A 21,197-nucleotide genomic window follows, 5' to 3' on the forward strand; every position below is an offset into this window, starting at 1 on the left:
TCCCCCCCCGCCCCCCCCCCCGCCGCGGCCCGCCCCCCCCCCCCCCCCCCCCCCCCCGCGCGGCGCGCCGGCCCCCCCCCCCCCCCCCCCCCCCCCCCCCCCCCCCCCGTCCGGCGGGGGCCGCTGCGGCGCGTGCGTCAACCGGAGCGGTTCGGCGCCCCCGCCTCGGCGTGCGTCCGGGTGGCCGGGGCGAGCGGCTGCCCCGCCGTCTCCACCGGGTCCTTCGCGCGCCGCTTGGCGATGACCGCGCACACCATCAGCTGCATCTGGTGGAAGAGCATCAGGGGCAGGACCGCGAGCGAGGCGTGCGCGCCGAACAGGACGCTGGCCATGGGCAGTCCGGAGGCGAGCGACTTCTTCGAGCCGGCGAACTGGATGGCGACCCGGTCCGCGCGGCCGAAGCCGAGCGCCTTCGCCCCGTACCAGGTAGCGGCGAGCATCACCGCGAGCAGCACCGCCTCCACGGCGAGCAGGCCGGCCAGCCGCACCGCGCTGACCTGGTGCCAGATGCCCTGCACCATGCCCTCGCTGAACGCGGTGTAGACGACGAGCAGGATCGAGCCGCGGTCGACGTAGCCGAGGATCTTCTTGTGACGGGTGAGGAAGCCGCCGACCCAGCGGCGCAGCAGCTGGCCCGCGAGGAACGGCACGAGCAGCTGAGCCACGATCTTGACGAGCGAGTCGGCGGAGAAGCCGCCGCCGCTGTTGCCGAGCAGCGCCGCCGCGAGCAGCGGCGTGAGGACGATGCCGGCCAGGGACGAGAAGGAGCCCGCGCAGATCGCCGCCGGGACGTTGCCGCGCGCGATGGAGGTGAACGCGATCGACGACTGGATGGTGGAGGGGACGAGGGTCAGGAACAGCAGCCCCTCGTAGAGGTTGCGCGGCAGCAGGACGGGGACGAGGCCGCGGGCGGCCAGGCCGAGCAGCGGGAACGCGACGAACGTGCAGGCGAGGACCGTGACGTGCAGACGCCAGTGCCGCAGTCCGTCCATCGCCTCGCGGGTCGAGAGTCTGGCCCCGTAGAGGAAGAAGAGGAACGCGACCGCGCCGGTCGAGGCACCGGAGGCGACGTCGGCCGCGGCGCCGCGGGCCGGCAGGAGCGCGGCCAGGCCGACGGTCCCGAGCAGCGCCAGGATGTACGGGTCGATCGGCATCCAGCGCGGCCAGTGCAGGCGTTTCATCGGTTCCCAGCTCTCGGTTCAGGTCGTGCCCTCTCCATGGTCCACCTGATCACCGTGATCGGGAATCCTGCATACCGCTCTGACTGTGATCGTGGTTCGTGATCGGCGGGGTTAGGCTGGGGGCATGTACGACCCCGGGCAGTTGCGGACGTTCCTGGCCGTCGCGCAGACGCTGAGCTTCACGCAGGCCGCGCGGCGCCTCGGGCTGCGCCAGTCGACGGTCAGCCAGCACGTGCGGCGGCTCGAGGACGCCGCCGGGCGCACGCTGTTCACCCGGGACACGCACTCCGTGGAGCTGACGGAGGACGGCGAGGCGATGCTCGGGTTCGCGCGGCGCATCCTGGAGGTCCACGAGCAGGCCGCCGCCTTCTTCACGGGGACGCGGCTGCGCGGGCGGCTGCGGTTCGGGGCCTCCGAGGACTTCGTGCTGACCCGGCTCACCGAGATCCTGGAGGCGTTCCGGCACGAGCATCCCGAGGTCGACCTGGAGCTGACGGTCGAGCTGTCGGGCACGCTGCACGAGCAGCTCGCGGCGGGCAAGCTCGATCTCGTGCTGGCCAAGCGGCGGCCGGAGGACCCGCGCGGCGAGTCCGTCTGGCACGACCGGCTCGTGTGGATCGGAGCGGAGCGGCTGCGCATCGATCCGGAGCGCCCGGTCCCGCTGATCGTCTATCCCCCGCCGGGGATCTCGCGGGCCCTGGCCCTGGAGGCGCTGGAGCGGCACGGGCGGGCGTGGCGCATCGCCTGTACCAGCGGGTCGCTGAACGGGCTGATCGCGGCGGCGCGGGCCGGTCTCGGTGTGATGGCGCACGCGCGGGGCCTGGTCCCGCCGGGCCTGGTGCGGGTCCCCGACCGGGCGGGGCTGCCGGAGCTGGGCGAGGTCGACTTCGTGCTGCTGCACGGGGCCGCGGGGCGGGGGCGCGACCAGGGCGGGGCCGGGGCGGCGCTGGCCCAGGCCATTCTGGCCGGTGGGGACCGGTTGCACCGGGCTGCCCGGTAGCGCCGGCGGCGGATGTCCTGCGGCGCGCGGCGCGGCCGCACGTGCGTCCCGCGCTTCAGCGGACCGGCGGGCTGTACGTCAGCTGCTTCACCCTGCGGCTGAACGGGGCCGTCTCCACGTGCTCCACTCCCTTCAGGTGCCCGAGCTCTCCGCTGACGTAGGCGTAGAGGCCGGCCGTGTCGCGGGCGACCGCGGTGACGACGATGTTCGAGGGGCCCGCGGTCGCGGCCGCGTAGGCGATCTCGTGGTGGCCGGCGAGCGCGCGGCCGACGTCGTGGAGATGGCGCGGGGCCGCCGTGATCCACAGGACGGAGGCCAGGCCGAAGCCGAGGCGCTGCGTGTCGTACTCGATGTCGAAGTAGCAGGCGCCGGAGGCCAGGAGCTGGGCCAGGCGGCGATTGACCGCGGACTCCGAGGTGCCGGTCGCGCGCCGCAGTTCCGGGTAGGCGGCCCGGCCGTCGCGGCGCAGGGCGGCGAGCAGCGGGGCGTCGGCCGGGGTGGGCAGGGCGGGGTCGGCCGTGGGCGGCGCCGGGCGCAGCGCGGCGATCTGGCCGGCGGTGAGCGGCCCGTTCTTGCGCAGCCAGCCCTGGGGGCCGCCGAAGTACCGGTGCAGCAGTTGCAGGGCCCGGATCTCGACGATGTGCGGGGTGCGCGGGAGTTTGCCGAGGAGCAGGTCGTCGTGGTCGCCGGGGGTGCGCGGCACGGTGATGCAGACGACCTCGGTGCCGCCGGAGGTCAGGCCGATCCAGGCGGTGTCGGGGCGGCGGGCGAGGGCGGCGGCGATGGTCCCGGCGCCTTCCGGGGCGCAGCGCAGCCGCAGCATCCAGGTGTCGTGGCCGAGCAGGTGGTGGTCCTGGAGGCCGACGACGCGCAGCCCGCCGCTCGCGACCATCCGGCGGTAGCGGCGGGCGACGGTCTGGTCGGAGACGCCGAGGACCTCGGCGATCCGGCTGAAGGGCGCGCGGCCGTCGATCTCCAGGGCGTGGAGAATCTTGAGCTCCAGCTCGTCGAACGGGATGGAATCCACTCCCCTGTCCCCTCTGTCTGTCGGTTTCCGCCGTCCGGAAGGGACCGGGCGTGGCGATCGGCCGCCGCCGGGCCATCGTACGGAAGCAGAACAGGACAGGACGAGACGAGAGACCGGAGTGACCATGCGTACGTGGGGGACCTTGACGGCGGTCTGTCTGGGGACGTTCATGCTGTTGCTGGACGTGTCCATAGCCGTGGTCGCGCTGCCGGACATGGCGGGCGCGCTGCACGCCTCGCTGAGCGATCTGCAATGGGTGATGGACGGGTACGCGCTGGCGCTCGCCGCGCTGCTGCTGGGGACCGGCGCCGCCGCGGACATCCTGGGGCGGCGCCGGGTGCACGTGGTGGGTGTGGTGGTGTTCGCGCTCGCCTCGCTGGTGTGCGGGCTCGCGACCGGTCCCGGGATGCTCGTCGCGGCGCGCGTGGTGCAGGGGGTGGGCGGCGCCGCGATGTTCGCGACGACGCTGCCGATCATCGGCTCCGTCTACCAGGGGCGGCAGCGCTCCGTCGCGCTGGGCGTGTTCGGCGCGGTGAGCGGGGGCGCCGCCGCGATCGGGCCGGTCCTGGGCGGGCTGCTGACCGAGGGGCCGGGGTGGCGGTGGATCTTCTGGGTCAATCTGCCGGTGAGCGTCGCCGCGGTGTGGCTGACGCTGCGGGCGGTCCCGGAGTCGCGCGGGCCCCGGGGGCGGCGGATCGACTGGGCCGGGACCGGCACGTTCGCGGCGTTCGCCGGGGCGGCGACGTACGGCGTCATCCGGGCCGGGGAACGCGGCTGGGGCGAGCGGGGGGCGCTCCTCGCGCTGGCGGTGGCCGCGGTGGCGCTGGTGGCGTTCGTGGTGGTGGAGCGGGGCTCGGCGCATCCGATGCTGGATCTGGCGCTGCTGCGCAAGCCCGCGTTCGTGGGGGTGATGGTGGGGGCGTTCGCCTTCAACGCGGCCGCGTTCGGTGTGCTGCCGTACACCTCGCTGTGGTTGCAGACGCTGCTCGGGATGAGCCCGGTCGACGGCGGTCTGGTCTTCGTGACGCTGTCCGGCGCGTCCATGGTGGTGGCGATCGCCGGCGGCAGGCTGCTGCACGGGGTGCCGGCCCGGGTCACGGTCGGGGGCGGTCTGGTGCTCATCGGGGCCGGACTGTGCTGCCAGGCCGTCCTGGACGCCGGGTCCACCTGGCCGGCCCTGGTCCCGGGGCTGCTGCTGACCGGTGTCGGCGTGGGCCTGGTGTCGCCGGGGATCGCGGGCGCCGCGCTCGCCACGGTCGCGCCGGAGCGGGCCGGCATGGCGGGCGGTTCGCTCAACACGTTCCGCCAGCTCGGATACGCGCTCGGCATCGCCGTCTTCGGCACCGTGGTGATCGCGCGGATGCGGGACACGCTGCCGCGGGGGGCCGCGCATGCGCTCGCGGGCGGCGGGGCGGACTCCCTGCGCGGCCGGGTGCCGGAGCCCGTGCTGCGCACGGCGTTCGCGCAGGGACTCAACTCGGCATCGGTGCTGGCCGGTTGCCTGGCCATCGCCGCGGGCCTCGCGGTTCTGGTCCTGGTACGGTCGCCCCGGACGGCCGGAGCGGAACCGACCACTCCGCCCAAAAAGGCCGTCGACGCGCCGCGGTGACCTCTCCGTAGGGATTCCGTGGAGACGGGTGAAGAGCGCCGGGAGATTACGCTCCCGAAACTTACTCGGGCGTAAGAATTCTGTCCCGGCACTTCCCTTGTGGCCGCATTTACCCGGCTGACCTGTGCATATTCCGCGCGCTTGCGGCAACTTGGCACCCCTCCCGCCGGGGCGCGCGGTCGGGTACCGTCACCGACGCTGTGCGGAGCGCCACAAGGAGCAACTTTGCGCGAGTTCACCAACCCAGCTCTGGCGTCGGCGCCGCCGGTGGGCGGCCTGGCCGACGTCGTCTTCGACCACGCCCTGGAGGACCCCTCACACATCGCCTTCGGCCGCAAGGACAAGAACAAGCAGTGGCACGACGTCACCGCGGCCCAGTTCCGTGACGAGGTACTGGCCCTGGCCAAGGGGCTGCTCGCGGAGGGCATCAGATTCGGCGACCGCGTCGCGATCATGTCGCCGACCCGCTACGAGTGGACGCTCTTCGACTTCGCGCTGTGGACCATCGGCGCCCAGGTCGTCCCCGTCTACCCCACGTCCTCGGCCGAGCAGGTCTTCTGGATGCTCTACGACGCCCAGGTGACGGCGGCGGTGGTGGAGCACGAGGACCACGCGATGACCATCGCCACGGTCATCGACCGGCTGCCGCACCTGCGGCGGCTGTGGCAGCTCGACTCGGACGCGGTCGGCCAGGTGACGGCGGCCGGTGCGCACGTCGACGACGAGACGGTGCACCGGCACCGCCGCGCGGTCACCCCGGACTCGGTCGCCACCATCATCTACACGTCCGGGACGACGGGCCGCCCCAAGGGGTGCGTCATCTCGCACGCGAACTTCATGTTCGAGGCGGACACGATGGTGAGCCGCTGGGAGCCGGTCTTCGCCTCCAAGCGGGACCACGTCGCCTCCACCCTGCTCTTCCTGCCGCTGGCGCACGTCTTCGGGCGGATGGTGCAGGTCGCCGCCGTGCGCGGCGGCGTGAAACTGGCGCACCAGCCGCAGCTGAACGCGGCGGCGCTGCTGCCCGACCTCCAGGCCTTCCGGCCCACCTTCATCCTGGCCGTGCCGTACATCTTCGAGAAGGTCTTCAACGCGGCCCGCCGCAAGGCCGAGAAGGAGGGCAGATCGGGCGCGTTCGACAAGGCCGTGGAGTGCGCCGTGAAGTACGCGGACGCGCAGGAGGCCAAGGCGTTCGGCACCGGCCCCGGCCCCTCGGCGTCGCTGCGCATGCAGCACTCCCTCTTCGACAAGCTCGTCTACTCCAAGGTCCGCGACGCGATGGGCGGCCGGGTGCGCCAGGCGATGTCCGGGGGCTCGGGCATGGACCGGCGGCTCGGGCTGTTCTTCGCGGGCGCGGGCGTCGCCATCTACGAGGGCTACGGACTGACCGAGTCGACGGCGGCGGCCGCCGCGAACCCGCCCGAGCAGACCCGGTACGGCACGGTCGGCAAGGCCATCCCGGGCACGACCGTGCACATCGCCGACGACGGTGAGATCTGGCTGTACGGCGCCAACATCTTCCAGGGGTATCTGAACGACCCCAAGGCGACCGACGCCTCCCTGCACGACGGCTGGCTCGCCACCGGCGACCTCGGCTCCCTCGACGAGGACGGCTACCTCACCATCACCGGCCGCAAGAAGGAGATCCTCGTGACCTCCGGCGGCAAGAGCGTCTCGCCGCAGCAGCTGGAGGAGCGGGTCCGCGACCATCCGCTGGTCGCGCAGTGCATCGTCGTGGGCAACGACCGCCCCTACATCGCCGCGCTCGTCACCCTCGACTCCGAGGCCGTCGAGCACTGGCTGGGGATGCGCGGCAAGCAGCTGATGACCCCCGCCGACCTGGTGCGCGACGGCGACCTGGAGATGGAGGTGCGGCGCGCGGTGGTGGCCGCCAACACCCTCGTCTCCCAGGCCGAGTCCATCCGTACGTTCCGCATCCTGGCCCATCAGTTCACCGAGGAGCACGGGCTGCTCACCCCCTCGCTGAAGCTGAAGCGCAAGTCGATCGAGTCGGCATACGCGACGGAGGTCGACGCGCTGTACCGCGCCTAGGCGCGGCCCGGGCCGGGGGCCCGGGGGTGGTGGCGCACGTGCCTGGCATGCTGGTGGCCGGCACATGTTTCCGTGGCACTGCGGACAGGAATGCGGGTACTCCTGTGATCGTTGACCATGGAAGTACCACCCGACGACTTTAAGGATCGACACCTCGTGAGCAAGGTCCCCCCGATCATCCTGAACAACGGCGTCGAGATGCCGCAGCTCGGTTTCGGTGTCTGGCAGGTCCCGGACGCCGAGGCCGAGAAGGCCGTGACGACGGCCCTGGAGGCCGGGTACCGCAGCATCGACACCGCGGCCGTCTACCGCAACGAGGAGGGCACCGGCCGGGCGATCGCCGCCACCGACGTGCCCCGCGAGGAGCTCTTCGTCACGACGAAGCTGTGGAACTCCGAGCAGGGCTACGACTCGACCCTGCGCGCGTTCGACACCTCGCTGGCCAAGCTGGGCCTCGACTACGTGGACCTGTACCTCATCCACTGGCCGCTGCCGGCCAAGGACACGTACGTGGACACCTACCGGGCGTTCGAGAAGATCTACGCGGACGGCCGCGCCAAGGCGATCGGCGTCTCGAACTTCCTCCCCGAGCACCTCGACCGGCTGGCCGCCGAGACCTCCGTCGTCCCGGCCGTCAACCAGATCGAGCTGCACCCGCACCTCCAGCAGCACGTCTCCCGCGAGAAGCACGCGGAGCTCGGCATCGCGACCGAGGCCTGGTCGCCGCTGGGGCAGGGCAAGGGCCTCCTGGAGGTCCCGGCGATCGTCGCCATCGCGCGCAAGCACGGCCGCACGCCCGCGCAGATCGTGCTGCGCTGGCACGTCCAGCTGGGCAACGTGGTGATCCCGAAGTCCGTGACGCCGTCGCGGATCACGGAGAACATCGACGTGTTCGACTTCGAGCTGGACACCGAGGACCTCGGCGCGATCAGCGCGCTCAACGAGGACCGCCGGCTCGGCGGCGACCCGGCCACGTTCGACCTGGTCTGATCCGCCCGGCCGGCGCGCCGTCGCACGGAACGCGGCCCGGGCACCCGAGGTGTCCGGGCCGCTGCCTCACCCGGGCCGCCGGGCCATGACCACGACCCCCGGGCCGCTGAACTCATCGGCGGGCAGGCGCAGTTCGGCCACCGGACACAGCCCGGCCCGCTCGATTACCGCGACGAACTCCGCCGGGCGCCACTGGTGGGTCGTCCAGTTCACCGCCACCCCGCCGTAGGCCTCGGTGCGTGCCAGGTCCGCGTCGCCGACGTGGGTGCCGGTGAGGAAGGCCCCGCCCGGCTTCAGGGCCCGCGCGAACACGGCGAGCACCTGCGGGAGGACGTCCCGGGGCAGGTTGAACAGGGACCACCAGCCGAGCAGGCCGCCGAGCGACGCGTCGGCGAGGTCCAGTTCGGTGGCGGAGGCGACGTCGAAGCGGCAGTGCGGATACCGCCGGCGGGCGTTGTCGATCATGCGGGGCGACAGGTCCACACCGGACGCGTCGAGTCCGCGTTCGGCCAGGTAGGCGGTGACGGTGCCGGGGCCGCAGCCGACGTCGAGGACCGGACCGAGGTCGCCGACGGTGTCGGCGAACGCGTCGACCGACGCCTTGAGCCAGGGATGGCGGCGGATGTCGCCCATCCCTGTCGTCACCACCATCTCGGCATAGTTGTCGGCCACGCGGTCGTAGGAGTCACGGACCGCGTCGAGATCGGCGGGACGGTCGACGGAGTGTGCGCGCATCCGCCCACGATAGGACGGACACGCGCACGGCGGAGCGGGGGGGTCCGTCGGGACCGGGGCGTCGCGCCGCCCGGCCCCGACGGGGTGCGGTACGCCTACAGCGCGGGGTAGGCGTTCTTCATGAGTTCCTGGAACTGGGCGGAGAACCAGTGCCCGGAGACCGGCGCGTTGGGCAGCGCCCCGGACAGGTGGTTGTTGTTGCGCGGGTTACCGGTGTACGTCGGGTCGCACATGCGGTCGAAGCCCTTGCCCTCGTCGTTGTCGATGGCGGTGCTCGAACCGTCGGACTCCCCCGGCGGCTTCATCCACACGTACGCGTCGATCCCGGCGGCCGGGTCGGCCTTGGGCCGCTCACCGAGTCCCGCGCCCGACTGGTTGCACCAGTTGCCGAGGTGGATGCGGCGGTCGTAGCGGCCGCCGTCCACGTACGTGTCGACGGTGGTCTTCGCGCCGGGTCCAGCCGGTCGCGCCGCGCCGCCCCAGCCGTTGCGGGAGGTGTCGATCAGCATGCCGAGGTGCGAGTCGAAGCCGAGCGAGACCAGCTTGGTGCGCATGGCCTGGGCGTAGGAGAGCTCGTCGGTGTAGCGGTTCCAGTCGACCCATGCGGACTGGCGGACCGAGACCCCGTTCACGGAGTCGTCGACGGTGAAGTTGTTCTCCTTGAGGGCGCTGTAGTTGGCGGTGTTCACGATGAAGCCGTGGACGTCGGACAGCTTCGCGCCGTTGCCGCTGGCGGTAGTCTTGAACAGTTCGGCGGAGGCGCCGAAGTTGTCGTCCCAGCCGAGCCAGCCGTGGTGACCGGCGTCGATGTAGTTGTAGACGTTCGGGACGTCGCCGAGCTTGTCGAGGGCGTAGCCGACGCCCTTCTGGTAGTTGCCGTTCGCCTTCATCACGTCGCAGTTGGGCGTGGCCGTGGGCCGCCCGCTGACGTTGGTGACGAGGTTGGGCAGCGAGTCGATCTCGATGGTGGTGACGATGCGCAGGCCCGCGTACTTGGGGTCGGCGAGGATCGTCTTGATCGGGTCGATGAAGTCGCTCTTGTACTTGTCGATGTCGTTCGGGCCGAGTTCGCCGTTCGAGGCGAGGGCGGCGCAGTCGCGGCCCGGCAGATCGTAGACGACGAGCTGGACGACCTCTTCGCCGCTGCCCTTCTGGGCCAGGGCCGCGTCGAGGTGGTCGCGCAGGCCCATGCCGCCGTCGACACCCTCGATGGCGGCGATGCGGTCGAGCCAGACGCCGGTGGGCTGGTTGGAGATCCTGCTGCCGCCCGGCTCGGCGGCGGCCTTCTGCGACCACTCCGGGTTCACGTAGACCTTGGCACCGGCGTACGGGTTGTCGACACGGCCGCTGGGATCGGTCGGGTCGGTGGGATCGGTCGGGTCCGTCGGGTCGGTGGGGTCGGTCGGGTCCGTGGCCCCGTCGCAGGTGACGCCGTTCAGCTTGAACGTGGTGGGCAGGGCGTTGGTCCCGCTGTAGCTGCCGTTGAAGCCGAAGGACGTGGAGGCGCCGGTGGCGAGCGAGCCGTTGTAGGAGAGGCTCTTCGCGGTGACGGCGGCGCCGGACTGGCTGATGTCGGAGTTCCAGCCGCTGGTGACCTTCTGGTTGCCGGCGAAGGACCAGGTGAGGTTCCAGTTGGTCACCGCGGCGCCGTTGTTGGTGACGGTGACGGCGGTGGTGAAGCCGCTGTCCCACTGGTTCTGCACCTTGTAGTCGACGCTGCAGGTGCCGGCGGCGGCTCCCTGGACGTCGGCGGGGAGTGCGGCGGCGGTGCCCACACAGGCGGCGCCGGTGAGGGCGAGGGCGGCGAGCGCGGCGGTGCCGGCGCGCGATCTGATACGGCTCATGGTGTGCGGTGTCCCTTTCATCGGGGGGTGGTGGTGCGGGGTCGTGAGGTGGTCGGGGGGCTGGGGTCGGTCAGGGGGTGGTCAGGGGGCGGGCGGTGGTCGGGGGCGGGGGGCGTCGCGGGGGCCTCATGGGGTCGCCGTCGGGCGGCGTGAGGTTGCCGCCGGGGCGGCACTCATCGGGCGGTCATCCGTTCAGCTCCCGAAGGTGGTCGCGCAGGCCGGTCCCGAACGCGGTGGGAGTGCCGTCGTAGTCGCTGATCAGCGAGGGCCCCGACGCGCAGTCCCAGGTGTTCCAGGTCCAGCCGAGGTACGACAGCTTCCGGTCGTCGAACCACTTCATGACGCGGTCGATGAACCCGTGCGCGCAGGTGTTCTCGCCGATCTCCCCCGCCACCAGCGGGACCTGGGCCGCGACGGGCGCGAGCGTGGAGTCCCAGCAGCTCTCGGTGGCGCAGGTGTTGAAGTTGTAGACGTGCCAGGCCGCCGCGAGATTGCCGGCCGGGTCGTCGGGCCGGTGGGCGAGCCACTGGCCGAGGTCGTTGGAGTAGGCGAGGCCACCCGCGAGGATCACGTTCGTGGCCCCGGCGCCGCGCACCGCGTCGACCAGGTCCTGCATGCCGGCGACCTCGTAGCCGATGCCGGGGCAGGTGCCGCCGTCCCGCCAGCAGGCCCACGCCTGCGTGAGGTTCGAGGTGGCACGGTCCGGATACGGCTCGTTGAAGAGGTCGAACACGACCGCCGGATCGTCCTGGTAGGCGCTCGCCACCGACGACCAGAAGCTGGGCGCGTACTGCGCGTCCGGCATCGGCTTCTGGCAGGTGGCGTGGGTGTCGGAGCAGCCCGCCGAGTTCCCGGTGTACTGGCCGTAGGACCAGTGCATCTCCAGGATCGGCGTCATGCCGTGGGCTTTGACCTTGGTCACCAACTCCTTGATGGCGGACCGGTAGTTCGCGCCGCCGTACTCCGGCTTGATGTTGTCGAGACCGAGCCAGCACTCCTCGTTGAGCGGGATCCGGACGGCGTTCGCCTTCCAGTCGGCGATCGCCGCGACGGACGCGTCGTCGACGGGCCCGTCGAAGACGCCGTAGCCCTGGACGCACATGAACTCGGCGCCGGAGCGGTTCACGCCGAGGATGCGGCGTGTGGTACCGGCGGCGTCGACCAGCTTGTTCCCGGACACCTTCAGCGCGGGCGCCGAGCCGTCACCCCCCGGATCGGTCGGGTCCGTCGGATCGGTCGGGTCGGTTGGATCGGTCGGGTCGGTCGGGTCCGTGTCGGTGTTGCAGACCGTGCCGTTCAGCTTGAAGGCCGTCGGCACGGAGTTGGCACCGGACCACGACCCGATGAACCCGGCGGAGACACTCCCGCCGGACGGCAGCGCGCCGTTCCAGGACTCGTTGGCCGCGGTGACGTCACGGCCGGACTGGGTCCACTTCGCGGACCAGCCCTGGGTGACCTTCTGGCCGCCGGCGAAGGCGAAGGACAGGCTCCAACCGTCCTTGGCCGCACCGTTGTTGGTGACCTTCACCGCGGCCTGGAAGCCGCTGTCCCACTGCCCGGTGACGGAGTACTCCACCGAGCAGGCGGGGGCGGCCGCGGACGCGGCGGTGGTCAGGGGGACGAGCGTGGCCGCCGAGACGACGCACGCGAGCAGCGTTGCGGGTAACGCATGGCGCGGGGGGTGACGCATGAAGCGACTCCTTGCAGCTCGGGCGCGACCGGCACAGGCCGGCGCGTCGACTGGTGGAACCGCTCCCACTGGTTGCTGGAGGACTGTAGAGAAGGAACTGCCGTCAAGCAACAGAGGAGTTACGAAATCTTGCTGTCGAATTAATTCGACTCTTCAACCCTCTTGACCCCGAATTGCCGCGTCCTCATGCTTGGGAGCGCTCCCACTGGTTCACAGGTTGTGACCCCCGCGTCACAGCCCACCCCCCGCTCCCTGAACCGCAAGGAGGAACCAGGGCATGCCCAAGAGACCGGCCCGGCGGCTGTGGACCGCTGTCGCGGCCACCCTGGCACTACCGCTCGCCACACTTGCCGCACTCCCAACCACCGCTCAGGCAGCGGCAGTTGAGTGCAGCGTCGACTACAAGACCAATGACTGGGGCTCCGGCTTCACGGCCGACCTGACGATCACCAACCGTGGCACCACGGCGATCGACGGCTGGAACCTCACCTACAGCTATGGCGGAAACCAGAAACTCACCAACGGCTGGAACGCCACCTGGTCGCAGTCCGGAAAGACCGTGACCGCGAAAAGCCTCTCGTACAACGCGAAGATCGCGGCGGGCGCCGCCACCTCCGCGGGCGCGCAATTCACGTACAGTGGCGCGAATTCGGCGCCCACCGACTTCGCGATCAACGGCACGGTCTGTGCGGGTGCCCATCAGCCGCCGATCACGGTGCTCACCAGCCCGAAGGCGGGCGCGGTCTACTCGGCGGGCGACACCGTCCCGCTCGCCGCCACCGCCGCCGCGGCCGACGGCGCGAGCGTCTCGAAGGTCGAGTTCTACGACGACACGACGCTGCTCGGCACGGACACCTCCGCGCCGTACGCACTCGGCGCGGACGGCCTGGCGGCGGGGACGCACTCCCTGTACGCGAAGGCCTACGACAGCCAGGGCGCGTCCGGCGAGTCGACGCCGGTCGGCATCACGGTCGCGGCCGGCCCCGCCGTGGTCGCCTCCCCCTCCCAACTCGGCGTGCAGCAGGGCAAGTCGAGCACCTTCGACGTGAAGCTGTCGACGCAGCCGGCGGCGAACGTCACGGTCTCGACGGCCCGGACCAGCGGCAACACGGGCCTTTCGGTCTCCTCCGGCGCGAGTCTGACCTTCACCCCCTCGAACTGGAACACGGCCCAGAAGGTGACCGTCGCGGCGGACGCCTCGGGTACGGGCGCGGCCGCGTTCACGGTCTCGGCCCCGGGCCACACCAAGGCCACGGTCACCGTCACCCAGCTCGCGGCGGCCAAGACGTACGACGCCCGCTTCCTCGATCTCTACGGGAAGATCACCGACCCGGCCAACGGCTACTTCTCGCCGGAGGGCGTCCCGTACCACTCGGTGGAGACCCTGATCGTCGAGGCCCCCGACCACGGCCACGAGACGACCTCGGAGGCGTACAGCTACCTCCTGTGGCTCCAGGCGATGTACGGCAAGGTCAGCGGCGACTGGTCGAAGTTCAACGGGGCGTGGGGCCTCATGGAGAAGTACATGATCCCCACCCACGCGGACCAGCCGACGAACTCCTTCTACAACGCCTCGAAGCCCGCGACGTACGCGCCCGAGCACGACCTGCCGTCGCAGTACCCGGCGGCGCTCGACCCCTCGGTCCCCGTCGGCAGCGACCCGATCGCGGCGGAGCTGAAGAGCGCGTACGGCACGGACGACGTCTACGGCATGCACTGGCTCCAGGACGTGGACAACGTATACGGCTACGGCAACGAGCCCGGCACGTGCGAGGCCGGACCGACCGCGACCGGGCCCTCCTACATCAACACCTTCCAGCGCGGGGCGCAGGAGTCGGTGTGGGAGACCGTGCCGCAGCCGACCTGCGACGCGTTCAAGTACGGTGGCGAGAACGGGTACTTGGACCTGTTCACCGGCGACTCTTCTTACGCCAGGCAGTGGAAGTTCACCAACGCCCCGGACGCCGACGCCCGCGCGGTGCAGGCGGCGTACTGGGCCGACGTATGGGCCAAGCAGCAGGGCAAGGGCTCCGCCGTGTCGGCGACCGTCGGCAAGGCCGCCAAGATGGGCGACTACCTGCGGTACTCCATGTACGACAAGTACTTCAAGAAGGTGGGCAACTGCGTCGGTCCGACGACGTGCCCGGCCGGCACCGGCAAGGACGCCTCGCACTACCTGATGTCCTGGTACTACGCGTGGGGCGGCGCCACCGACACCTCGGCGGGCTGGGCCTGGCGCATCGGCTCCAGCCACACGCACGGCGGCTACCAGAACCCGCTGGCCGCGTACGCGCTCTCCTCGGTCGCCGACCTGAAGCCGAAGTCGGCCACCGGGCAGGCGGACTGGGCCAAGTCGCTCGACCGGCAACTGGAGTTCTACCGCTGGCTCCAGTCGGACGAGGGAGCCATCGCGGGCGGCGCGACGAACAGCTGGGGCGGCTCGTACAGCACTCCGCCGTCCGGCACGCCCACCTTCTACGGCATGTACTACGACGAGGCGCCGGTCTACCACGACCCGCCGTCGAACCAGTGGTTCGGCTTCCAGGCGTGGTCGATGGAGCGCGTCGCCGAGTACTACCAGCAGACGGGCGACGCCGACGCCAAGACCGTCCTGGACAAGTGGGTCGACTGGGCCCTTTCCGAGACGACCGTCAACCCCGACGGCACGTTCCGGATCCCGTCGACGCTCAAGTGGTCGGGCAAGCCGGACACCTGGAACGCGTCGAGCCCCGGCGGCAACGCGGGCCTGCACGTCACGGTCGCCGACTACACGAACGACGTCGGGGTCGCCGCCGCCTACGCCAAGACCCTGACGTACTACGCCGCCAAGTCCGGTGACGCACAGGCGAAGACCGCGGCGAAGGCGTTGCTCGACGGGATGTGGGACCACGACCAGGACGCCCTCGGCATCGCCGTGCCCGAGACCCGGGCCGACTACAGCCGGTTCGGCGACCCGGTCTACGTGCCGAGCGGCTGGACCGGCACGATGCCCAACGGCGACAAGATCGACTCCTCGTCGACCTTCGCCTCGCTGCGCTCCTTCTACAAGGACGACCCCAACTGGTCGAAGGTCGAGGCCTACTTGGCGGGCGGCGCGGCGCCGACGTTCACGTACCACCGGTTCTGGGCCCAGGCGGACATCGCGCTCGCCATGGGTTCCTACGCGGAGCTGCTCGAATAGACGCCCCGCCGGCGACGGCTCCGCGTGAAACGGGCCGGGCGGACCCCCTCCCCGGGGTCCGCCCGGTCCTCCCCCTGTTCCTCCGGTACCTGGAGATCCCATGCGCAGACCCCGCTTGCCGCTGGCAGGCGTACTCGCTCTGGTCGCGGGCCTGTTGACGACGGGCGCGGCCACCGCGGCCGAGGCTCCGAGCGCGCCGCGTGCGGCCGTGGCCGCCGACACGTACACCTGGAAGAACGCCCGGATCGACGGCGGCGGCTTCGTCCCCGGCATCGTCTTCAACCGCTCCGAGCGGAACCTCGCCTACGCCCGCACCGACATCGGCGGCGCCTACCGCTGGAACCAGGCGGCGAAGTCCTGGACCCCGCTGCTCGATGCGGTCGGCTGGGACGACTGGGGCCACACGGGCGTCGCCTCCCTCGCGTCGGACTCCGTCGACCCGGACAGGGTCTACGCGGCCGTCGGCACGTACACGAACGACTGGGACCCGGGCGACGGGGCCGTCCTGCGCTCCGCCGACCGCGGCGCGACCTGGAAGAGGACCGACCTCCCCTTCAAGCTCGGAGGCAACATGCCGGGCCGCGGCATGGGCGAACGGCTCGCGATCGACCCGCACGACAACAAGGTGCTGTACCTGGGCGCGCCCAGCGGCAAGGGTCTGTGGCGCTCGACGGACGCAGGCGTGACATGGTCGCAGGTCACGGCGTTCCCGAACCCGGGCACCTACCGGCAGGACCCGTCCGACGCGTCGGGGTACGCCTCGGATCTCCAGGGCGTGGTGTGGGTGACGTTCGACGAGTCCACGGGCTCGGGCACGTCGCGCACGCAGACGATCTACGCGGGCGTGGCCGACAAGGACAACGCGGTCTACCGCTCGACGGACGCGGGCACGACGTGGCAGCGTCTGGCCGGGCAGCCCACCGGGTACCTCGCCCACAAGGGCGTCCTGGACGCGGAGAACGGCTACCTCTACCTCGCGTACAGCGACACCGGCGGCCCCTACGACGGCGGCAAGGGCCAGGTGTGGCGCTACGCCACGAAGACGGGCGCATGGACCGACATCAGCCCGGCCGCGGAGGCGGACACGTACTTCGGCTACAGCGGTCTGACGGTGGACCGCCGGCACCCGGGCACGGTCATGGTCTCCGGCTACAGCTCCTGGTGGCCCGACACACTGATCTTCCGCTCCACGGACAGCGGCGGTACGTGGACGAAGGCGTGGGACTACACCGCGTACCCGGAGCGCGCGAACCGCTACACCATGGACGTCTCGTCGGTCCCCTGGCTGACCTGGGGCGCGAACCCGGCCCCGCCGGAGCAGACGCCGAAGCTCGGCTGGATGACGGAGGCGCTGGAGATCGATCCGTTCGACTCGAACCGCATGATGTACGGGACGGGCGCGACGCTCTACGGGGCCGAGGACCTGGGGAAATGGGACACGGGCGGCAAGGTCTCCGTCACCCCCATGGTGAAGGGTCTGGAGGAGACGGCCGTCAACGACCTGGCGTCCCCGCCCTCGGGCGCGCCGCTGCTCAGCGCGCTCGGTGACATCGGCGGCTTCCGCCACACGGACCTCACGAAGGTCCCGTCGATGATGTTCACGAGCCCGGACTTCACGACCACGACGAGCCTGGACTTCGCCGAGTCGAGACCGGACACCGTCGTTCGCGTCGGCAACGTCGACACGGGCGCGCATGTCGCCTTCTCCTCGGACGACGGAGCCGACTGGTACGCGGGCAGCGATCCGCCCGGCGTCACGGGCGGCGGCACGGTCGCGGTGTCGGCGGACGGCGCGCGGTACGTGTGGAGCCCGGAGGGCGCGGGCGTGCAGACGGGTTCGGGATCGTCGTGGACGGCGTCGGGCGGGGTTCCCGCGGGCGCGGTGGTCGAATCGGACCGGGCGGACGCGAAGACGTTCTACGCCTTCAAGTCCGGTACTTTCTACGCGAGTTCCGACGCAGGGGCGACCTTCGTCGCGAAGGCGTCGAGCGGGCTGCCCACCGACGGGCCGGTGCGGTTCAAGGCCGTGCCGGGCGCGAAGGGTGACATCTGGCTGGCGGGCGGCTCGGCGCAGGGCGCGTACGGCCTGTGGCACTCGGCGGACGGCGGCGCCACGTTCACGAAGCTCTCGAACGTCACCGAGGCGGACACCGTCGGGTTCGGCAAGGCGGCACCGGGCGCGCGTTATCAGACGTTGTTCACCAGTGCGAAGATCGGCGGCGTCCGGGGCATCTTCCGCTCCACGGACGCGGGCGCGACCTGGACCCGGATCAACGACGACGCCCACCAGTGGGGCTGGACGGGCGCGGCCATCACGGGCGATCCGCGGGTCTACGGCCGGGTGTACGCCTCGACGAACGGGCGGGGCGTGATCTACGGGGACACGGCGGGCACCCCGACGGATCCGGGCGACGGGGGTCCGGGCGACGGGGGTCCGGGCGACGGCGCCTGCAAGGTCACGTACAAGGTCACCAACGAGTGGCCGGGCGGCTTCCAGGCCGAGGTGACGGTCACCAACACGGGCTCGTCCGCGTGGGACGGCTGGTCCCTCGGCTGGACCTTCCCCGACGGGCAGAGGCTGACGCAGGCGTGGAACGCGGAGGCGAGCCAAACCGGGGCGGCGGTGACGGCGAGGAACGTGAGCTGGAACGGGAGGGTGGCGGCGGGCAGCTCGGCGGCGTTCGGCTTCACGGGAAGCCGCGCCTCGACGAACGGGAGTCCTGCCGGATTCACGGCCGACGGGAAGGAGTGCGGAGTCGACTGACAGCCCCGTCCGATCACGAATGCGTCACCGGTACTTCACATCTCCTTCACCTTTGGCGCCTCGCGGCCGTACGCTCCCTCCCTCACCACCACATTCGGGTCCAGGGGGGACACCATGACCAATCCGTACATACCCGCACCGCCACCCGGCCCGGGAGCCCGGCCCGCACCGAAGTGGGCCCGTAAGCGCGTCGTGCTGCCCGCCCTGGGCGTCGCGGTCCTCCTGGGTGCCGGGATCGGCGCCGCGGGCGACGACGGCAAGGACGGCAGCAGCACGGTCGCGACGGCCCGGACCCGGCCGGCCCCCACCGCGACCGTCACCGCGACGGCGACGGCGACGGCCACGAAGACGGCCGACCCCGAACCGGCGCCGACGGTGACCGCGACCAAGACGGTGAAGGTGCAGGTCACGGTCACGGCGAAGGCGGCCGCACGGACCGGCGGCGGAAACGGGGGCAGCGGTTCGGGCGGGAGCACCACCAGCGGCGGCGGGGGCGGTACGAAGTCCGGCACCTGCTCGCTCACTTCCAACGCGGGCAACTGCTACGCGGCGGGCCAGTTCTGCCGCAACGCCGACCACGGCGCCTCCACGACCACGGCGGGCGGCGCGGCGATCACCTGCCGGTACAGCGGGAGCGCCTGGCGCTGGGTCAGCGGCTGACGAGGTCGCTGCCCGCCCCGCCCACGCTGCCGGACCGGATGCCGCCGAGGACGCCGGGGCTTCCCCCGCAGGGGACCCCTTGACTTCGTGTGCGCTCCAACGCGTTGACTCCTGTCACAGCCCGGCCCGCACCCGGCGGCCGGGCTCCGTGAGGGGGATTGCGCGATGAAGTACCGCAGTATCGGCTCGGACCCGGCGACGCGTCTTGAGGTCAGTGTGCTCAGCCTGGGCGCCATGCTGTTCGGCACGCTCACCGAGGAGAAGACGGCGTTCGCGATCCTCGACCGGTACGTCGAAGCGGGCGGCACGTTCGTCGACACGTCCGACAACTACGCGTTCTGGCAGACCGGCAGCGTCGGCGGCGAGAGCGAGACGGTGCTCGGAAACTGGCGGCGCAGCCGCGGCATCGGCGACGAGGTCGTGATCGCCACCAAGCTGGGTGCGGCGCCGCTCGCGCCCGGCACCGGGTACGTCGACAACGCCGAAGGGCTCTCCGCGGCCGCGATCCGCGCGGCCGTCGCGGGCAGCACCGCCCGGCTCGGCATGGAGCGCCTTGACCTGCTGTACGCCCACATCCCCGACCCTTCGGTCGAACTCGCCGAGACGGTGCGGGGGTTCGGGGCGCTGGTGAACGAGGGGACCGTCGGGCTGCTCGGCGTCTCCAACCACTGGGCATGGCAGGTGGAGCGGGCCCGCGCCCTCGCGCGGGCCGAGGGACTGCCCGGGTACGAGGTGCTCCAGTACCAGCACAGCTACCTGCGGCACCGCACCGACCTGCCGAGCCAGCTGTCACCGGACGGCGAGCTGGGCACCGCCGACGGCAATCTGCTCAGCATGGTGCGGGCCGAGCGCGATCTCACCCTGGTCGCCTACTCGCCGCTGCTCGGCGGCGGGTACGTCCGGGCCGACAAGCCGCTGGGCCCGGGGCACGACCACGGCAGCGCGCCGGCCCGCCTTGCGGCGCTGCGGGACGTGGCGGCGGCGGCGGGAGCCACCGTCAACCAGGTGGTACTCGCCTGGATGATCGGCGCCCAGGTACCGGCGATCCCGCTCGTCGGGGCCTCGTCCGTGGCCCAGCTCGACGAGAGCCTCGCCGCGGTCGACCTCGAACTCACCGTGGACCAGCGGGAACGGCTGGACGCGGCCTGATCCGGGCCGCCGGGCCGGCCTCTCGACGCCCGCCGCGCAGGCCCGGCCCGCCCGTACGTCCCGCGCGAGCGTGGCCGCGGCTTCCCCGTTGTGGTCGGGCGCGGGGGCGGTCCTCGTGCACCCCGCGCCTCGGGCCGCGGATCAGGTCGCGCCGTGTGCGGGGGCCAACCCCTCCACCCGTCGCGCGAGTTCGAAGTCCTTCGCGGTCACCGCGCCGCCCGCGTCGTGCGTGTGCACGGCGAGGGTGACCGTGTCGTAGCCGAGGGTGAGGTCGGAGTGGTGGTCCAGCTCGTCCTGCGTCCGGGCGATGTGCACGACGAGGGCGGTCGCCGCGAAGTGCGAGCCCAGACGGTAGGTGCGGGTGATGCGGTCGCCGTCGAGTGACCAGCCGGGGAGTTCGGCGAGGCGGTCCTCGATCTCCTTCTGGGAGAGCGGTTGTGTAGGCATGCCTCCAGCCTGCCACCGCGGCCGGGTTACGGTCTCCCCATGGCCGAAGCGACGCGCGGGAACCCGTCCGACGTGGGCCGGCTGCTGCGCGACTGGCGCCGGCGGCGGCGGGTCAGCCAGCTGGAGCTCGCGCTGCGCGCGGACTCCTCGGCGCGGCACATCAGCTTCGTGGAGACGGGCCGCTCGCGGCCGAGCGAGGAGCTGGTGCTGCGGCTCGCCGAGCACCTGGACGTCCCCGTGCGGGAGCGCAACGCGCTGCTCCTGGCGGCCGGTTACGCGCCCCGGTTCTCGCGGACCCCGCTCGACGACCCCGCGATGGGTCCGCTGCGGGACGGCCTGGACCGGCTGCTGCGCGGCTACGAACCGTATCCGGCGCTGGTCGTCGACGCCGTGTACGACGTGGTCGCCACCAACCGCGGCCTGGAGCTGCTGATGGCCCCGCTGCCCGAGGAGCTGCTGGCGCGCCGGCCGATGAACGCGATGCGGCTCACGCTGCACCCGCACGGCCTCGCCCCCCGGATCAGGAACCTGCGCGCGTGGCGCGGGCACCTCCTCGCGCAGATGGAACGGCAGATCGCGCTGGCGCGCTCACCCGAGCTGCGGACGCTGTACGACGAGGTGGCGGCGTACCCGGTGCCGGAGCGGCCGGAGGGGCCGGACTGCTCCGGGTCCGCCGAACCCGTCTCCTACGTCGCGCTGCCCCTGGTGATCGAGCACGACGGGCACGTGCTGTCGTTCATGTCGACGATCTCGACGTTCAACACACCGATGGACGTGACCGTCGCCGAGCTGGCCGTCGAGACGCTGCTCCCGGCCGACCCGGCGACGGCCAAGTACCTGCGCTCCGCGCTCGGCTGAGCGGCCCGCG

15 protein-coding genes are annotated in these 21,197 nt (G+C 71.8%); 9 read left to right on the forward strand and 6 right to left on the reverse strand.

The genetic code is table 11. From position 1 onward, the window contains the following. Positions 1-137: 137 nt before the first annotated feature. Positions 138-1,181, reverse strand: a complete 1,044-nt coding sequence (locus tag ACIBW6_RS07585; protein WP_399057748.1) for a bile acid:sodium symporter family protein — start codon at positions 1,179-1,181, stop codon at positions 138-140. Between the two features lie 124 nt (positions 1,182-1,305). Between ACIBW6_RS07585 and ACIBW6_RS07590 the strand changes: the two genes are divergently transcribed. Then, on the forward strand, positions 1,306-2,181 hold the full coding sequence (locus tag ACIBW6_RS07590; RefSeq protein ID WP_399057750.1) for a LysR substrate-binding domain-containing protein: 876 nt from the start codon (positions 1,306-1,308) through the stop codon (positions 2,179-2,181). A gap of 55 nt (positions 2,182-2,236) precedes the next feature. On the opposite strand, the gene ACIBW6_RS07595 is transcribed toward ACIBW6_RS07590, so the two are convergent. Then, positions 2,237-3,208, reverse strand: coding sequence for an Lrp/AsnC family transcriptional regulator (locus tag ACIBW6_RS07595; protein WP_399057752.1), 972 nt, complete (start codon positions 3,206-3,208; stop codon positions 2,237-2,239). A 124-nt stretch (positions 3,209-3,332) separates the two neighbouring features. On the opposite strand from ACIBW6_RS07595, the gene ACIBW6_RS07600 reads away from it, so the two are divergent. The 3 genes from ACIBW6_RS07600 to ACIBW6_RS07610 all read left to right on the forward strand — a co-directional run bounded on the left by ACIBW6_RS07600 (position 3,333) and on the right by ACIBW6_RS07610 (position 7,859). Further along, positions 3,333-4,817 (forward strand): MFS transporter, encoded by a 1,485-nt coding sequence (locus tag ACIBW6_RS07600; protein ID WP_399057754.1) that lies wholly within the window; start codon positions 3,333-3,335, stop codon positions 4,815-4,817. Positions 4,818-5,042: 225 nt separating this feature from the next. Continuing rightward, on the forward strand, positions 5,043-6,869 hold the full coding sequence (locus tag ACIBW6_RS07605) for an AMP-dependent synthetase/ligase (protein WP_399057756.1): 1,827 nt from the start codon (positions 5,043-5,045) through the stop codon (positions 6,867-6,869). A gap of 198 nt (positions 6,870-7,067) precedes the next feature. Next, positions 7,068-7,859, forward strand: coding sequence for an aldo/keto reductase (locus ACIBW6_RS07610; RefSeq protein WP_399058776.1), 792 nt, complete (start codon positions 7,068-7,070; stop codon positions 7,857-7,859). Positions 7,860-7,925: 66 nt separating this feature from the next. Here ACIBW6_RS07610 and ACIBW6_RS07615 read toward each other — a convergent pair whose 3' ends face one another. The 3 genes from ACIBW6_RS07615 to ACIBW6_RS07625 all read right to left on the reverse strand — a co-directional run bounded on the left by ACIBW6_RS07615 (position 7,926) and on the right by ACIBW6_RS07625 (position 12,128). After that, the gene (locus ACIBW6_RS07615; protein WP_399057758.1) at positions 7,926-8,594 is read right to left on the reverse strand and encodes a class I SAM-dependent methyltransferase; all 669 of its coding nucleotides are present in this window, start codon (positions 8,592-8,594) and stop codon (positions 7,926-7,928) included. A 95-nt stretch (positions 8,595-8,689) separates the two neighbouring features. Then, positions 8,690-10,438, reverse strand: coding sequence for a glycoside hydrolase family 6 protein (locus ACIBW6_RS07620; protein WP_399057760.1), 1,749 nt, complete (start codon positions 10,436-10,438; stop codon positions 8,690-8,692). A 184-nt stretch (positions 10,439-10,622) separates the two neighbouring features. Continuing rightward, positions 10,623-12,128 carry a cellulose binding domain-containing protein gene (locus ACIBW6_RS07625; RefSeq protein WP_399057762.1) on the reverse strand — a complete coding sequence of 502 codons (1,506 nt, stop codon included), beginning with the start codon at positions 12,126-12,128 and terminating at the stop codon, positions 10,623-10,625. A 277-nt stretch (positions 12,129-12,405) separates the two neighbouring features. Between ACIBW6_RS07625 and ACIBW6_RS07630 the strand changes: the two genes are divergently transcribed. The 4 genes from ACIBW6_RS07630 (at position 12,406) to ACIBW6_RS07645 (ending at position 19,882) form a co-directional block, all read left to right on the forward strand. Beyond that, positions 12,406-15,309 (forward strand): glycoside hydrolase family 48 protein, encoded by a 2,904-nt coding sequence (locus ACIBW6_RS07630; protein ID WP_399057763.1) that lies wholly within the window; start codon positions 12,406-12,408, stop codon positions 15,307-15,309. Between the two features lie 100 nt (positions 15,310-15,409). Next, on the forward strand, positions 15,410-18,073 hold the full coding sequence (locus ACIBW6_RS07635) for a cellulose binding domain-containing protein (protein ID WP_399057765.1): 2,664 nt from the start codon (positions 15,410-15,412) through the stop codon (positions 18,071-18,073). Positions 18,074-18,187: 114 nt separating this feature from the next. Further along, complete coding sequence (locus ACIBW6_RS07640; protein WP_399057767.1) at positions 18,188-18,733, forward strand: hypothetical protein; 546 nt, start codon at positions 18,188-18,190, stop codon at positions 18,731-18,733. 165 nt (positions 18,734-18,898) lie between these two features. Further along, entirely contained in the window at positions 18,899-19,882 is a 984-nt protein-coding gene (locus ACIBW6_RS07645; protein WP_399057768.1) for an aldo/keto reductase, read from the forward strand. Between the two features lie 141 nt (positions 19,883-20,023). Here the strand turns inward: ACIBW6_RS07645 and ACIBW6_RS07650 are convergent, their stop codons facing one another. Continuing rightward, complete coding sequence (locus ACIBW6_RS07650; RefSeq protein ID WP_399057770.1) at positions 20,024-20,329, reverse strand: 4a-hydroxytetrahydrobiopterin dehydratase; 306 nt, start codon at positions 20,327-20,329, stop codon at positions 20,024-20,026. A gap of 39 nt (positions 20,330-20,368) precedes the next feature. Here ACIBW6_RS07650 and ACIBW6_RS07655 point away from each other — a divergent pair, with 39 nt between their 5' ends. Continuing rightward, positions 20,369-21,187 carry a helix-turn-helix domain-containing protein gene (locus ACIBW6_RS07655; protein WP_399057772.1) on the forward strand — a complete coding sequence of 273 codons (819 nt, stop codon included), beginning with the start codon at positions 20,369-20,371 and terminating at the stop codon, positions 21,185-21,187. The last annotated feature ends 10 nt before the right edge of the window (positions 21,188-21,197 follow it).

The organism is Streptomyces sp. NPDC049813 (assembly GCF_044465085.1).
Taxonomy (GTDB): domain Bacteria; phylum Actinomycetota; class Actinomycetes; order Streptomycetales; family Streptomycetaceae; genus Streptomyces.